This window comes from Formosa sp. Hel3_A1_48 (genome assembly GCF_001735715.1).
Classification (GTDB): domain Bacteria; phylum Bacteroidota; class Bacteroidia; order Flavobacteriales; family Flavobacteriaceae; genus UBA3537.
Genome location: NZ_CP017259.1, coordinates 537,411 through 552,553, shown reverse-complemented (window position 1 = coordinate 552,553; position 15,143 = coordinate 537,411). Strand labels below are relative to the sequence as shown.

Genomic DNA, 15,143 nt, shown 5'->3' with positions numbered 1-15,143 from the left:
TTGGGCAGATATATAGCAAAAAAAGCAATTTATACTTTCATCACGCTTTTTGGTGTCGTATCTGTTATATTTTATTTGTTTAATGTTTTACCAGGTGACCCTGCGCGCATGATGCTTGGCCAAAATGAAGATGAAGAGCAATTGAAAATTGTACAAAAAAAATATGGGTTTGATCAACCAATATTTACCCAATATCTTTATTATTTGAACGATTTATCTCCTGTTTCTTTGCATTCCAATAACAAAGATCATTACACCCAACTTTCTTCTAATAAGTACAAGCATGTAAAGCTTATTGGAACACCAAACAATCAACTTGTTTTGAAATTTCCGTATTTGCGAACATCATTCACACGACAAGGTATGAGTGTTTCACAAATTCTGAGGGATACGTTGCCCAATACCTTTGTTTTGGCTAGCTCGTCTATTTTTATTGCCTTGATTTTGGGAACATTTTTGGGTATACTCTCGGCCTTGTATAAAGACCATTGGGTCGATAAACTAATTTTAGTGGTCAGTACACTTGGGATGAGTTTACCTTCATTTTTCAGTGCTATTATCTTTGCTTGGCTGTTTGGCTTTCTATGGCATGAATTTACTGGATTAGAAATGACAGGAAACCTTTATGAACTTGATGATTTTGGTGAGCGCGTACAACTTCAGTTACAAAACTTAATCCTTCCTGCCCTTGTTTTGGGGGTCCGTCCCTTGGCTGTTGTTTCTCAATTGATGCGAAATTCGTTATTGGAAGTGTTTAATCAAGAGTATATTAAAACAGCACGTGCCAAAGGTTTGAGCGAAAAGCAGGTGTTATTTAAGCATGCACTCAAGAACGCGATGAGCCCTGTTATCACTGCAATTTCAGGCTGGTTTGCCTCCTTGTTGGCTGGCGCTGTTTTTGTAGAATACATTTTTGGATGGAATGGTATAGGTAAGGAAATCGTAAATGCACTAAATACATTAGATTTACCAGTAATTATGGGTGCTGTTTTAATAATTGCCACTATTTTTGTACTTCTAAATATTGTTGTTGATATTATCTATGCTTATTTGGACCCTAAAATCAAATTAAATTAAATGAGAAAACTATTTTTCACCTTTTTACTTGGTAGTACCTTACTAAACTGTCAGTCCGAATCTTTCACCTCTTTTTCAGAAGCTGCACTTAACGATGAATTTATAAGCCTAAGCGATGAGCGGGTGTCCTTCAGTACGGTTTTAGAGAAGCACAAGGGTAAAACCATATTTGTAGATGTCTGGGCATCATGGTGTAAGGATTGTTTAAAAGCGATACCAAAATTTAAGGAATTGCAAAGTGAATTCCCTGAGATGGCCTATGTTCATTTATCATTAGACAAATCTTTGAGTGCTTGGAAAAAGGGTATACAAAAGCACAAGTTAAAAGGAGATCATTACTTTATGCAATCGGGCTGGAAAGGACCTATGGGAACTTTTTTAGACTTAGACTGGATACCACGCTATATGATTGTTGATGCCAGTGGAAAAATAGTGGTATACAAAGCCATAAAAACTAAAGATAAAAACCTAAGAAAACACTTAAAATGAGAAAACAAATTGTCGCCGGAAATTGGAAAATGAATAAGGATTATGTCGATTCTGAAATATTAGTTTCAAAACTTTTAGAACAACATCACCATTCGACAACCGATGTCATAATAGCTCCGCCATTTACTAATTTATTGGCAGCTAAAAATACGCTAAAAGGAAGCCCTATTTCGGTTGCAGCCCAAAATATGCATTTTGCAGAAAACGGAGCCTATACCGGTGAGGTTAGCGCAAGTATGCTTACCAGCATTGGGGTTAAAACGGTTATTTTGGGCCATAGTGAACGCCGCGCTTATTTCAATGAAACCGATGAGATGCTTGCCAAAAAAGTTGACACTGCACTTGCTCACGGTATACGTATCATTTTTTGTTTCGGAGAAGAGCTAGCCGATCGAAAAGCCAAAAAAGAGAATGAAGTTGTTGCGAGTCAAATAAAAAATGCATTATTCCATTTGTCCGCCTCAGCTTGGGATCATATAGTTTTGGCTTATGAGCCTGTTTGGGCTATTGGTACAGGAGAAACCGCTTCCCCAGAGCAAGCACAAGACATGCACGCATTCATTAGAAAAACACTAGCCGATCAGTACACCCCTGCTTTAGCTGATGCAGTTTCTATTCTTTACGGAGGTAGCGTAAAGTCCGCAAATGCAAAAGAAATTTTTTCAAAGCCTGACGTTGATGGTGGGCTTATAGGCGGTGCAGCACTAGATGCTGAACATTTTAGTGCTATAGTGAATTCATTTTAACGTAATGAAAGCATCCATATATATTGGATATAACTTTGATGTAACTCCCTCGAATCCTGGTGTTGAAATTCTTATTGCTGAGTTGGGTTATGCAGGATTCGAGAGTTTTGTTGAACATTCAAATGGAGTTACCGCTTACATTCAAAAAGAGGACTATTATCCAAGTATTCTGGATGACATCCAAATATTGAATAACAATACATTTACAATAAATTACACTTCTGAAGAGATTGAGCAAGTTAATTGGAATGCTAAATGGGAAGAAAATTTTCATCCTATTTTAGTGGACCACCGTTGCTCTGTTCGCGCTCCTTTTCATTCCAAACCAAGTGTTGAGTATGACATTGTTATTGAACCAAAGATGAGCTTTGGCACGGGACATCACGAAACAACTCATATGATGATTCAGCATATTTTGGCTACAGATTTTACAAACAAGTCTGTTTTAGACATGGGCTGTGGGACTGGAGTTTTGGCCATTTTAGCCGAAAAAAGAGGAGCAACGCTTATTGAAGCTATTGATATTGATGAATGGTGTTATTTGAACAGTGTTGAAAATTGTTCGCGAAATTCGTGTCAAAATATTACAGTTTCTAAAGGAGACGCTCAGCTTTTGGATACTAAAGTATTCGATGTAATCATAGCAAATATTAATAGGAATATTCTTTTGAACGATATTCCTCAATATGTTGCTTGCTTAAATCCAAATGGTTTATTATTTTTAAGTGGATTTTACGAAAAGGATATCCCAGCCATTCAGGAGCTTTGTACAATGCATAGCTTAGTTTTGGAAGGTCAAATTTTACGAAATAAGTGGGTAGCCCTAAAATTTAAAAAAATTGATGGCAAATAAAGAGCAATTACAAAAGGATGTTCAAACAATCGAAGACCAAGCTCCAATTAATGAGATTGTTTTATTTAATGATGATGTTAATACATTCGACCATGTTATTGAGACTTTGGTTGATGTTTGTAACCACACTTTTGAACAAGCAGAACAATGTTCAATTTTAGTGCATTATAAGGGGAAATGCACAGTTAAGACGGGGGCTTATGATGATCTAGAACCTCGTTGTTCAAAACTTTTACAAGCGGGCTTAAGTGCTGAAATTATTTAAGTTATTATAGCTTATAAAGTTGATGGACAAACGTAGTTGCTGACTTCTAAGGCTGTTTTTTTCAATGCAGTAAATCCTCCAGCAATATCAACAATATTGTGAAAACCATTTCTTTTCAGAATAGATGCAGCAATTACAGATCTGTAGCCGCCTGCACAATGAATATAGTATTTTTGGTCCGAATTAATTTGATCAAGTTGGGTATTGATGTAATCTAATGCAAAATGCTGAACAGTTTCGCCTTTGAGATGCATTGAGCGGTATTCACCATCTTTTCTGACGTCCAAAACATGAACAGGTTTATTTTTTGTGTGTTGTTCAAACTCATTTGCAGAGATAGAAGTAATTTGATCTGTTCTTTTTCCAGCATTAATCCATGACTCAATACCACCATCAAGATATCCAAGAGTGTTATCATATCCAACCCGAGCAAGACGAGTGACTGCTTCTTCTGATTTTCCTTCGGGAACAACCAATAGTATGGGCTGAGTAATATTTGCAATAAGTGCACCAACCCAAGGTGCAAACCCGCCGTTCAGCCCAATAAAAATTGATCCTGGAATATGATTTTCAACAAATTCTTGTTGCGTTCTTACATCCAATACGAGTGTTTTGTTGTCGTTTTCAAGTTCTTCAAATACATCTATGGCAAGAGGTATATTTCCTGAAACTAACACTTGATCTAAATCGGGATATCCTGACTTATTTAGAAGTGCATTTTTAGCAAAATATTGTGGTGGTGGGCTTATGCCATCAAGCACTTCTTTTACAAATTCTTCTTTGCTCATTTCAGATCTTAGGGCATAGTTTGTTTGTTTTTGTTCTCCAATGGTTCCAACAGTTTCTTTACTTAAGTTTTTGCCACAAGCTGAGCCCGCTCCATGTGAAGGATAAACAATAACATCATCCTCTAAGTTCATAATTTTAGAGCGTAAAGAGTCAAATAACATACCTGCCAAATCTTTTTCAGTTAACTCTGACTTTATGGCCAAATCTGGACGTCCAACATCACCTAGAAAAAGGGTGTCGCCTGTGAAAATTGCATGATTTTTACTATTCTCATCAATCAACAAATAGGTGACAGACTCTAGTGTATGTCCTGGTGTATGTAGAGCTTTTATGGTGATATTACCAATTTTAAATTCTTCGTTATCCGCAGCGTTATAGCAATTAAAAGTCGTTTTTGTGTTGGGTCCAAATACGATAGTTGCCCCAGTTTTTTTAGCTAAATCGACATGGCCTGAAACAAAATCTGCATGAATATGAGTTTCAAAAATATATTTGATTTTTACACCACTATTTAAAGCTCTATCAATATAGGGTTGGGGTTCTCTTAGAGGGTCAATAACAGCTGCCTCTCCATTAGATTCGATATAGTAGGCACCTTGAGCAAGGCATTTGGTATAGATTTGTTCAATTTTCATAGCTAAAGCACTTTATTGAAACAAATTTAAGTTTTTTGAATTTGAACCAAAATTCTTTTGCGTAAAAAATTATTAAGTTATATTTGCAGCCCTATTAAGGCCTCGTAGCATAACTGAATAGTGCACTTGATTACGGCTCAAGAGGTTGCAGGTTTGAATCCTGCCGAGGTCACAATTATCCTCAAGAATAATTAATTATTTTTGAGGATTTTTTTTTGTGAAAAATTTAATGTTTTATGATTTTTAATCCTCTATGTTTGTTTAACATTTCGATAAAATAATTTGATAAAATTCAGCCAAACTTTTTTAAAACAAACAAAATAAAGTGCATATGAAAAGCATTCTTTTCTACTTTTTCGTAATTATAACATGTGGTTCTTATGGGCAAATTTTATCACCCTGGAAATTATTGCCCGAATCCGTAAATAATAAAGTGAACAAGTTGTCCGAAAAAGACAAATATCTTTCAGATTACAAATTGTTCCGATTAGACCTAAATTTATTAACTTCTAAACTAGAGAGCAATAAGGATGAATACTTTATGCTTGATATTCCTAATTCATCAGGGAAGTTGAATACATTTAAGGTTTTTGAATCTTCAATAATGCATCCCATTTTACAAAACAAATACTCTAATATAAAAACCTACAAAGGAGTTGGAGTAGATGACCCTACTGCTACTATTAGGTTTAGCTTGAGCCCTCTTGGGTTTCACGCACTTTCTAGTTCTGGTACGCGTTCCACGCTTTATATTGAACCTTACAGTAAAAGCGATGACTCAATATATATCATTTTTGAAAAAGAATCTGTGTATGGTTATGAATCAGATTTTGAGTGTTTTACGGAGCAAAATATTCCCAGTTCAAATGAACAAAGAAGATCGAGTTTTGTTAACGGACAAGGAGATATTGATGATCAAAAATTAAGAACATATAGGTTAGCCTTGAGTTGTACTGGAGAGTACGCTCAATTTTTTGCAGGTTCTGGTACTGTTGAAAATCAAAAAGCAAATGTTCTTGCTGCAATGATTACTTCTATAAACAGAGTGAATGATATTTATGAACGAGATTTTGGTATACGATTAGAATTAGTAGCCAATAATGATCAAATAATATATTTAGACCCTTTCAATGACCCATGGCAAAGTGAATTTAACACCACAACAGCCAGTACCCTAGACCAGGTCATAGGAGTTAATAATTATGATATTGGTCATAATTATAATGATACTGGAGGTGGTAATGCAGGGTGTTTGGGTTGTGTTTGCGCATCTAATTCTCAGAATTCTTTCCATAAGGGTAGAGGATGGACTGGCTCTTCAAACCCCATTGGTGATCCTTTTTATATAGATTATGTAGCTCATGAAATGGGACATCAATTTTATGGATTTCACACCATGAATTCTTGTAGTAGGTCTGGATTCAACACCGAGGTAGAGCCTGGAAGCGGTAGTTCAATTATGGGATATGCAGGTATTTGTCCGCCCAACGTACAAAATAACAGTGATGCCCATTTCAATTACGTTAATATTAGAGATATAGGTGGTTATATCAAAACTGGTTTAAATTCATATTATGGTTTTATTGTTCCAACTTGCGATGTAGGCCTAGACATACAGAATCAACCACCAACAGCTAATGCCGGGAATGATTACATTATCCCAACAAATACACCTTTTGTTTTGACTGGAATTGCAGATGATCCAGATGGCAATGAAACACTCACATACAACTGGTCACAAAACGATACAGAACAATCTCCTCAAAATTCAACTCCTCAATCCAATTGGCAAACAGGGCCACTGTACAGGTCCTTAAGTCAAACTAATGATCCAGAGCGCTATTTCCCCAAATTAGAAACTGTCGTTTCAGGAAGCCTATCATCTACATGGGAAGTTACTCCCTCTGTTCCTAGAATACTAAATTTCGCACTAACAGTAAGAGATAATGGTAGTGGTTTTATTGGAGATGATGGTACCGGGCAAGTTGCCACTGATGAAATGCTTGTTACTGTAGTCGATACTGGGTCAGGCTTTTCGGTTACTTCCCAAGATGAGTCTGATTTGATGTGGCAATCAGGGTCAGTGGAAACTGTTTCATGGAATGTTGCAGGAACAGATGCCAACGGAATAAATGCGGATGAGGTTGATATTATTTTATCTACAGATGGAGGAGTTTCTTTTAATGAAGTCCTAGCCCAAGGAGTACCTAACGATGGGTCTCATGATGTTCTTGTGCCCAATACACCAGCACTAAATTGCCGTTTAATGGTCAGGGGGAACAATCATATTTTTTATGCAGTAAATACCATTCCATTTACAATAGACTACATTGCTCAAACTAATTGTATAACATATAGCTCTGCTGAAAATTTAGCTCAAAATATTCCGGATGGAGCAGGTCAAAATGTTTTTGGGGATTTTTTAGTTAATACCATAGACGTTACAGAAAACGGTATAATTTCGGATGTTAATTTTAATGTTGATATAACGCATCCATGGATAGAAGACTTAAACATAGTACTACAGCATCCAGATGAGACCCAATCAGTTTTGTTTGATAGAGATTGTACTGATGAAGACAATCTTGATGTTACTTTTGATGATGAAGCTCCATCAGATTTCATTTGTGAAGTAAGAAACGGAGTAATTTATAAACCGACTGGAACTTCACTGTCAAATTTTGATGGTAAAAATTCACAAGGGCAATGGATTATAGGAATTCGAGATTTTTATAATGAAGACCTTGGAATTTTGAATGATTACACTTTAGAAATTTGCATTACAACCTTTATTTTAAATGCCCCTTCTTATGACTTAAGCGCAATTAAATTCTACCCGAATCCAGTAGAAAACACTCTGTTTATTGACACTTTTTTACAAGATTTAACCTATTCTTTATTGGATTTAAGAGGTAGAAAAATTTATACAACAAAAGGTAAATTTTTACCAATGGACAAGTTAAGTAATGGAGTTTACATTGTGAAAATCACAGGAAACAATCAGACTTTTTACAAACGAATAATTAAAAAATAAACAAATAAAGAACAAATATCTAAAGAGGCTTTGAGGAAGTAAATTTGAGTTTTTTAAACTGTGGTATAAGATGGCTCATCTCAATATTATTTTAATACTTACCAAATATATTTTAGTCGAGTGCTCTTTTGGTAACGAAGCTGCGCCAGCCCAATAGCGCCATTTGCCACTTATTGGCTTTGCTAAGGTCAACCCTTTTTTTGCTTAAGCTTGGTAAAATGGCTTTGTTCAATAAAGCCAAAGATTTAAAAAATAATTTCATATACCAAAAATAGAATTTCTTTGTTATAAATCAAGCTATTTTCGTTTCATAACCTATATTTGTTCAAAATACCTTTGATGGATATTATTTTGATGATTTTAGGGTTTATTCTGCTTGTCATAGGCGGAGAATATTTGGTTCGAGCTTCTGTTGGGCTATCGCTAAAATTGAATCTTTCAAAAATGGTTATCGGACTCACTGTGGTCTCTTTCGCGACTTCTCTTCCCGAATTATTGGTGAGTTTAAATGCGGCCCTTCAAGGAGTACCAGCCATTGCCATAAATAATGTGGTTGGATCGAATATTGCCAATATTGGACTGGTGTTGGGTATTACCGCAATTTGTACCACGGTAGAAGTGGATCAATCGTTTTATAAATTCAATTGGCCTTCATTAGTTATTTTTTCATTACTTCTTTACTTTTTTCTTAAAACTGATAATCAACTTTCATCAGTTGAGGGTTGGGTTTTATTTAGCATGCTTTCAGTATTTATTTATTTACTTATTAAAAAATCTAGAACTTCTTTACAAGAGTTGGACAGCAGTATTGAGGTCTCAGACAAAGTTTCTTATTTTAAGATATTAATTTGGCTAGTTATTGGGGCTTTAGCTTTGTTTTTTGGTGCCGATTGGTTAGTCGATGGAGCTGTTGTTGTCGCACACAAAATGGGCGTCAGTGAAGCGGTCATTTCTGTTTCTTTAATTGCTGTTGGGACTAGTATACCAGAGCTGGCGGCTTCGATTATTGCTCTAATTAAAAATGAAAAGGCTATTTCACTAGGAAACCTTATTGGGTCTAATATTTTTAATATTGGTTCTGTTTTAGGATTAACTTCAATTATAAAATCAATTCCTGTAGATGATTCTCAAATTTTATCCAGAGACATACTTTGGATGCTAGTGTTTGCAGTCATTATACTGCCCTTGGTTGTACTGAAAAAACGAAACAAACTTCAATTCAAGGAGGGTTTCTTTTTGGTATTGCTCTATTCCGTGTTTATTGTTTTGGTATTCCGTTCTTAGTCACTTAGTGCGAAATCAACTAATTCTTCAATATTTTCTATGGATACGTTTGTTGGAATGTCTAAGTCCACACCCGAAAGGGAAAGTAGTGTGGTTAATTGTGCGGAGAGACTGATGCCTTGAACTGTTTCAGCTCTAACAAGACCAATATTTTCTACATAATAGTAGCTTGTTTTTAGTACGTCTTGTTCATCTAAAATAGGGATTGTTTGGCTGATGCCTGCTACTGAAAATGTACCTAAAATTTCGATATTTAAGGAGAACTCACCCTCAAAAACATTTGTGTAATTTGTCCCATTAAGCGCCTTGTTTTCGTGAAAATTTATCTTAGTAGTGGATATTCTGCTGCTGATATTGATAGGGACTGCAAGCCCATCTAGGTCAATATTTTCAGAAAAATTACGTTCCTCATTGTAAAGCTCTTGATTGTTTGAAGCATCCAAGTCCAAAAGAGTCATGCCCTCTATTGAAAGGTCTTGAGTGAAGCCCAAATCGGCTAGATTATCCGGTAAATCAATACCACCATCAAAAACCAATGTAGTACTTGTCTTGCTCAATGATCCGTTGGTGAGCACTATATTCATACTGCCATTAGCAATACCATCGTCATTGGCCTCTAACAAGAATGAATTTTGGTTTATACTGCTGACATACACAGAATCTGTTGCGGCGAAATTCATTTCAGTTACAACAGCACTGCTCACAGCAACGTCATAAATCCAATAAGCATTGTTGCCACTTGGCGAGTAGTCAGAAGCGCCTAAAGCTGGAGATGAGTCACCGGTACTATCATTGTCATAAGCTTCATCATTACAACTTAGTACCAATACAAAACATAAAATTAGAAATATATATTTTTTCATGAAATTAGATATTTTTTAAAGGTACAAAAAAAAGCAAAAAAAAACGCCATCCCTAGGGGACGGCGTATTGTATAGTTATAAAAAAATTACTTTTTATTCATTTTTTGGATGTACTTCTGAAGTGCCATACTCATTGACGGCATATCTTTTGTTGGTGCAGCAATGTCTACACGAAGTCCCTTGCTTTCAACAGCTTTGACTGTAGTATTTCCAAAAACGGCAATACGGGTGTCGTTTTGTTTGAAATCGGGGAAGTTATGAAATAATGATTCAATTCCAGATGGGCTAAAAAACACTAATATATCATAATAAACATCTGCTAAATCTGAAAGATCACTGATTACTGTTTTATAAAAAACAGCTTGTTTCCAGCGCACACCCAACTCGTCTAAAGCTAAGGGAACGGAAGGCTTTAGCTTATCCGAAGAGGGGAGTAAAAAAGACTCATCTTTGTATTTACTAATTAATGTAATAAGTTCTGGAAAAGTGCGTTTTCCAACATAAATTTTACGCTTGCGGTATACCACATATTTTTGAAGGTAATAGGCAACAGCTTCAGATTGACAAAAATATTTCATACTGTCTGGAACCTTAAAGCGCATTTTTTCTGCAACTCTAAAGAAATGATCTACCGCGTTTCTACTTGTAAGTATAATGGCTGTAAACTTCGAAAAATCAACTTTTTGAAGTCGAATTTCTTTAGTACTTACATCTTCAACATGTATAAAAGGGCGAAAGTCAATTTTTACTTTCTGTTGCTGTTGTAGATCAAAGTAAGGAGAATTTTCTGCTTTTGGTTCAGGTTGAGAAACTAAAATTGTTTTTACTTTCATAAATTAATTAGTCTTGTAGAATTGATTTAAGCTCGATTAACGACCGTATAAATTACCAAATAGGGGCCAATTTCGAAAGTGCAAAGATATAAAATAAAATAAAAAAAGTTATTCAAAATAATGTTAAGATTTGACTGGATGGTTTTTATCATTCCAGCAATGGATATTATCAAGATTAATACAGCAACTAAAATCACAGCTAAAGGTGCTAGATTAACCCCAAAAACGAGGAATGCGTTTAGAGGAAGCAGTACCAAGCCTATAAAGTTATAGCTGCTTATTTGTTGAAAACTTAGGATGTTGAATAAGTTGTATAAATCCAATACATAGCCCAAAAACAGTTCTAATAGAATTTTGAGAATTACTCCTCCGGCAACAAAAGGAAAAAGTTGAGAAAGCAACAGAAAGCTCATGTCTACATAGGTGTAGAGTAATTGGTAGCCAATCCAAGAAAAACATATAATATTTACACAAAAATTGATAAATAATAGCGTATCAAAGCTGTCAAAAAAAGTATGTTCTTTTAAGTAAATCCGCAGGTAATTTGAATTGCTAAATAACTTTAAGAAGCCTGAAAAGCGTTGGGAATCAATTTTTTTTGCACTAACGACAATGACTAAGCTCAAGAGGCAAAACCCCACGTACCAATCATTTGTAATAACTTCTCTAAGCATACACAAATCTAAGAAGAATATTTGTATATACAGATCCGTTAAAATAGCGTATTTTTGTCTAACAAAATTATGATTTGAAGGATACACTCATCATCATACCAACCTATAATGAAATAGAAAATATTGAACTGATGTTGCACACTATTTTCTCTATGTACAAGCATGTACATGTTCTTGTTGTAGACGACAATTCGCCTGATAAAACAGCTCAAAGAGTAGAAGCATTGAAAGACGAATTTCCAGGTTCTTTACACCTCTTATCAAGGCCATATAAATCCGGATTGGGCCGCGCATACATCGATGGCTTCAAATGGGCTTTACAACATCCGTATTCTTATATTTTTGAAATGGATTCTGATTTTTCTCATAATCCAAAAGATCTGGAGATTCTTCACAAGGCATGCATATCACATGATGTTGATGTTGCAGTTGGCTCAAGATACATCAAAGGAATAAACGTAGTGAATTGGCCATTTTCTAGAATTCTTTTGTCTTATTTTGCCTCGTTTTATGTGCGTATTATCACTGGTATGCCCGTCAAAGACCCTACGGCTGGATTTGTGTGCTACAAGCGCAAGGTTCTTGAAACAATAAATCTTGATGAGATCCGATTTATTGGCTACGCCTTCCAAATTGAGATGAAATTTAAAGCCCTAAATAAAAAATTTAAAATCAAAGAAATACCCATTATCTTTACCGACCGTATTAGAGGGGTGTCAAAACTCACCAAAGGAATTATTTCTGAGGCCATTTTAGGAGTTATCCAAATGCGTGCTCAACAATTATTAGGCAAACTATAAATGCAAGAAAAATCGATCTTAATAAAAAATGCGCGCATTGTCAATGAAGGAAAAATCATTGAAGGCGATGTACTCATAGAAAATCAATTCATAACTGAAATCTCAGAATCAATCAGTGCTAAAAATGGGGATACCCAAGTTATTGATGCGGAAAATAAATTTTTACTTCCAGGAATGATCGATGATCAGGTACATTTTAGAGAACCTGGGCTAACACACAAAGCCAATATAGCAACTGAATCTAAAGCTGCAATTGCAGGCGGGATTACTTCCTTTATCGAAATGCCTAATACCTTCCCTCAGGCCACTACTATTGAAAAATTAGAAGATAAATTTCAGATCGCTGCTGAAACATGTTATGCCAATTATTCGTTTATGTTTGGCGGTACCAACGACAATTTGGACGAAATCTTAAAAGTAGATTCAAAAAATGTTGCAGGGCTGAAATTATTTTTAGGCTCATCCACTGGAAATATGCTTGTTGATAACCCCGAAGTTTTAGAAAAGATTTTCTCAAGTACAGATTTGCTCATTTCGGTGCATTGCGAAGACGAAGAAACCATTCGTACAAACACCAAAAAATTTGTCGATAAATATGGAGACGACATCCCTGTCAAATATCATCCAGTCATAAGAAGTGCAGAATCATGTTATTTGTCCTCATCAAAAGCTATTGAATTGGCCAAAAAAACAGGGGCAAGACTGCATGTATTTCATTTGTCTACAGCAAAAGAAATGGGGCTGTTTTCTAACAAACGTCCACTCAAGGATAAAAAAATTACTGCTGAAGTATGCATCCATCACCTTTGGTTTTCAGATGAAGATTATGATCAAAAGGGGACTTTAATAAAGTGGAACCCAGCTGTAAAATCCAGTACGGACCGCGCTGCACTGTGGAAGGCTCTGCTGGACGACCGTATCGATGTCATAGCAACTGACCATGCACCTCATACCTTAGACGAAAAATCAAATCCTTACACTAAAGCGCCATCAGGTGGTCCTTTGGTTCAGCATGCGGTTGTGGCTCTTATGGAGGCCTATCACCGTGAACAAATATCTTTAGAAAAGATTGTTGAAAAAATGGCACATAATCCCGCCATTTTGTTTGAAATTGAAAAAAGAGGTTTTATCAGGAAGGGATATTATGCCGATTTGATTTTGGTCGATCCGCACAATCCTTGGACGGTAACAAAAGACAATATTTTGTATAAATGTGGATGGTCGCCATTTGAGGGAACAACGTTCAAATCGAGAATTACACATACGATACTTAATGGTTCTTTAGTATACCACAACGCACAATTTTCTAAACAAAATGCAGCAATGCGCCTAACATTTGAACGATGAGAATTTGGTCTTTCTTACTTATTTTGACACTTTGTGTTTCTTGTAATAGAAACACTTATGAAGCGCCAGATAATTTGATTGAAGAGGATCAAATGGTTGAGGTATTAAGCGAATTTATGTTGCTTAATGCCGCCAAAGGCATTAATAAGAAAATTTTGGAAAAGCACATTGCCGATCCAACACAGTATATTTTTGATAAATATGGCATCGATAGTACTCAACTGGCCAACAGCAACACCTACTACGCACACAATAGTGAAGCCTATGCATCTATTTACGAACGCCTAAAAAAGAAACTAGAATCCGATAAGAAAGTATTGCAAGACTTTGTTGCAGAAGAAAAAAGAATACGTGACTCGATTCGAAAAACCAAATTGGTAAAACCAGACTCAGCGTTCGATTTAAAAAAGCAAAAGCTAACGCTTAAGAACAGACCTCCTTCAAAAAGAATTGAGACGTTGAACAAATAGAGTCTGAAATAGCTGTAAATTCAAACCCTTCCAAATCTTGTTTAATTTTATCCGCCCTGTAATATGATTTTTTCTGTAGAGTGTAACTCAGTTGTCTTGTTAGCCTCCGTTTTCTTCTAAATAATTTGGACGCAATCCAATCTACTCGCCAAGCGATTGCGAGCCAAAAAGAGGAGCTCATTTTTTTGGGAAGTTTTGCGTTCAATTCCCTTGAAATCATACTTATAATTTCGAAATAAGAATGATGTCCATTTGTTAAAATATAGCGCTGATTTTCAATTGAGGTATTCATCAGGCGAACCATTGCTGTAACCACATCCTGAACAGCAACATAGCCTGTACCCCCTTCAGTTACATAGGGAGTTCCTTTTTTCGCCAGGTCAAATAATAAGCCGCTGCCGGAAGACCAAAAGCCTGGGCCAAGTACCACGCCAGGGTTCACAATAACGGTCGAAACACCTTCTTGTATTCCACGCCAAACTTCCATTTCTGCACCATACTTCGAAATGGCATATACACTTTGATTTTGATTACCATCCCAATAGGTTTCTTCATCGATCCAATCAGCATCATATCCTAAAGTCGCAATAGTGCTGACATAACACAGCTTCTCTACAGCATGATTGATACACAAATTGACTATGTTTGCCGTACCTCTAATGTTTGTTTTTCGAAGTAATTTATAATCAGATGGATCAAAAGAAATCAATGCAGCACAGTGGTATACGTGTGTTATGTCTTGGAAAGCTAAGCTTAATTTAGGAACATCGTTAAGATCGGCCTCTACCCATTGTATACCATTAAAAAGCGCTGTTGAATCCTCCGAATAATAAGCGAAAATATCTTTTACGCGCTCGCGCTTAGATTCTTTTCTGTAAGTAGCACGAACCGACAGCCCTTTTTGTGTCAACTTAAAGAGTAAATGACTCCCAATAAGTCCTGTACCGCCTGTAACTAAAACCATGCTGCTAAATTACTGATTTT

At 35.9% G+C, this 15,143-nt stretch carries 16 protein-coding genes and 1 tRNA gene; 11 read left to right on the top strand and 6 right to left on the bottom strand.

The features are described 5' to 3' along the window. The 5 genes from FORMA_RS02480 to FORMA_RS02460 are packed head-to-tail and all read left to right on the top strand — an operon-like array spanning position 1 to position 3,430. Entirely contained in the window at positions 1-1,077 is a 1,077-nt protein-coding gene (locus tag FORMA_RS02480) for an ABC transporter permease (protein WP_069674169.1), read from the top strand. Further along, positions 1,078-1,566, top strand: a complete 489-nt coding sequence (locus FORMA_RS02475; protein ID WP_069674168.1) for a TlpA family protein disulfide reductase — start codon at positions 1,078-1,080, stop codon at positions 1,564-1,566. Beyond that, the gene (tpiA, locus tag FORMA_RS02470) at positions 1,563-2,312 is read left to right on the top strand and encodes a triose-phosphate isomerase (protein WP_069674167.1); all 750 of its coding nucleotides are present in this window, start codon (positions 1,563-1,565) and stop codon (positions 2,310-2,312) included. Before FORMA_RS02475 ends, tpiA begins: the two co-directional genes overlap by 4 nt. Before the next feature lie 4 nt (positions 2,313-2,316). Further along, positions 2,317-3,165 carry a 50S ribosomal protein L11 methyltransferase gene (gene prmA / locus FORMA_RS02465; RefSeq protein ID WP_069674166.1) on the top strand — a complete coding sequence of 283 codons (849 nt, stop codon included), beginning with the start codon at positions 2,317-2,319 and terminating at the stop codon, positions 3,163-3,165. Continuing rightward, positions 3,155-3,430: an ATP-dependent Clp protease adaptor ClpS gene (locus FORMA_RS02460; protein ID WP_069674165.1), complete on the top strand. Its 276-nt coding sequence runs from the start codon at positions 3,155-3,157 to the stop codon at positions 3,428-3,430. The genes prmA and FORMA_RS02460 overlap by 11 nt, the downstream gene beginning before the upstream one ends. 11 nt (positions 3,431-3,441) lie before the next feature. Here the strand turns inward: FORMA_RS02460 and FORMA_RS02455 are convergent, their stop codons facing one another. After that, complete coding sequence (locus tag FORMA_RS02455) at positions 3,442-4,854, bottom strand: MBL fold metallo-hydrolase (RefSeq protein WP_069674164.1); 1,413 nt, start codon at positions 4,852-4,854, stop codon at positions 3,442-3,444. 98 nt (positions 4,855-4,952) lie between these two features. Here FORMA_RS02455 and FORMA_RS02450 point away from each other — a divergent pair. Both FORMA_RS02450 and FORMA_RS02445 read left to right on the top strand, forming a co-directional pair. Beyond that, positions 4,953-5,026, top strand: a tRNA-Arg gene (locus tag FORMA_RS02450). Positions 5,027-5,185: 159 nt separating this feature from the next. Continuing rightward, positions 5,186-7,888 (top strand): reprolysin-like metallopeptidase, encoded by a 2,703-nt coding sequence (locus tag FORMA_RS02445; protein WP_069674163.1) that lies wholly within the window; start codon positions 5,186-5,188, stop codon positions 7,886-7,888. A gap of 112 nt (positions 7,889-8,000) precedes the next feature. On the opposite strand, the gene FORMA_RS02440 is transcribed toward FORMA_RS02445, so the two are convergent. Next, the gene (locus tag FORMA_RS02440; protein WP_069674162.1) at positions 8,001-8,150 is read right to left on the bottom strand and encodes an SsrA-binding protein; all 150 of its coding nucleotides are present in this window, start codon (positions 8,148-8,150) and stop codon (positions 8,001-8,003) included. Positions 8,151-8,227: 77 nt separating this feature from the next. On the opposite strand from FORMA_RS02440, the gene FORMA_RS02435 reads away from it, so the two are divergent. After that, entirely contained in the window at positions 8,228-9,172 is a 945-nt protein-coding gene (locus FORMA_RS02435) for a calcium/sodium antiporter (RefSeq protein ID WP_069674161.1), read from the top strand. Here FORMA_RS02435 and FORMA_RS02430 read toward each other — a convergent pair. The 3 genes from FORMA_RS02430 to FORMA_RS02420 form a co-directional block, all read right to left on the bottom strand. Then, entirely contained in the window at positions 9,169-10,035 is an 867-nt protein-coding gene (locus tag FORMA_RS02430) for a hypothetical protein (RefSeq protein ID WP_069674160.1), read from the bottom strand. The genes FORMA_RS02435 and FORMA_RS02430 overlap by 4 nt on opposite strands. Positions 10,036-10,121: 86 nt before the next feature. Beyond that, complete coding sequence (locus FORMA_RS02425; protein ID WP_069674159.1) at positions 10,122-10,868, bottom strand: uroporphyrinogen-III synthase; 747 nt, start codon at positions 10,866-10,868, stop codon at positions 10,122-10,124. Between the two features lie 26 nt (positions 10,869-10,894). Continuing rightward, complete coding sequence (locus tag FORMA_RS02420) at positions 10,895-11,542, bottom strand: DUF4271 domain-containing protein (RefSeq protein ID WP_069674158.1); 648 nt, start codon at positions 11,540-11,542, stop codon at positions 10,895-10,897. Positions 11,543-11,616: 74 nt separating this feature from the next. Here FORMA_RS02420 and FORMA_RS02415 point away from each other — a divergent pair, with 74 nt between their 5' ends. Genes FORMA_RS02415 through FORMA_RS02405 form a run of 3 tightly spaced genes read left to right on the top strand, consistent with a single transcriptional unit; the run spans position 11,617 to position 14,159 of the window. Further along, positions 11,617-12,342, top strand: a complete 726-nt coding sequence (locus tag FORMA_RS02415) for a polyprenol monophosphomannose synthase (RefSeq protein WP_069674157.1) — start codon at positions 11,617-11,619, stop codon at positions 12,340-12,342. Next, positions 12,343-13,689, top strand: a complete 1,347-nt coding sequence (locus FORMA_RS02410) for a dihydroorotase (RefSeq protein ID WP_069674156.1) — start codon at positions 12,343-12,345, stop codon at positions 13,687-13,689. Then, complete coding sequence (locus FORMA_RS02405; RefSeq protein WP_069674155.1) at positions 13,686-14,159, top strand: DUF4296 domain-containing protein; 474 nt, start codon at positions 13,686-13,688, stop codon at positions 14,157-14,159. The genes FORMA_RS02410 and FORMA_RS02405 overlap by 4 nt, the downstream gene beginning before the upstream one ends. Here the strand turns inward: FORMA_RS02405 and FORMA_RS02400 are convergent. After that, positions 14,113-15,123 carry an NAD-dependent epimerase/dehydratase family protein gene (locus FORMA_RS02400; protein ID WP_069674154.1) on the bottom strand — a complete coding sequence of 337 codons (1,011 nt, stop codon included), beginning with the start codon at positions 15,121-15,123 and terminating at the stop codon, positions 14,113-14,115. The genes FORMA_RS02405 and FORMA_RS02400 overlap by 47 nt on opposite strands. Positions 15,124-15,143 lie beyond the last annotated feature (20 nt).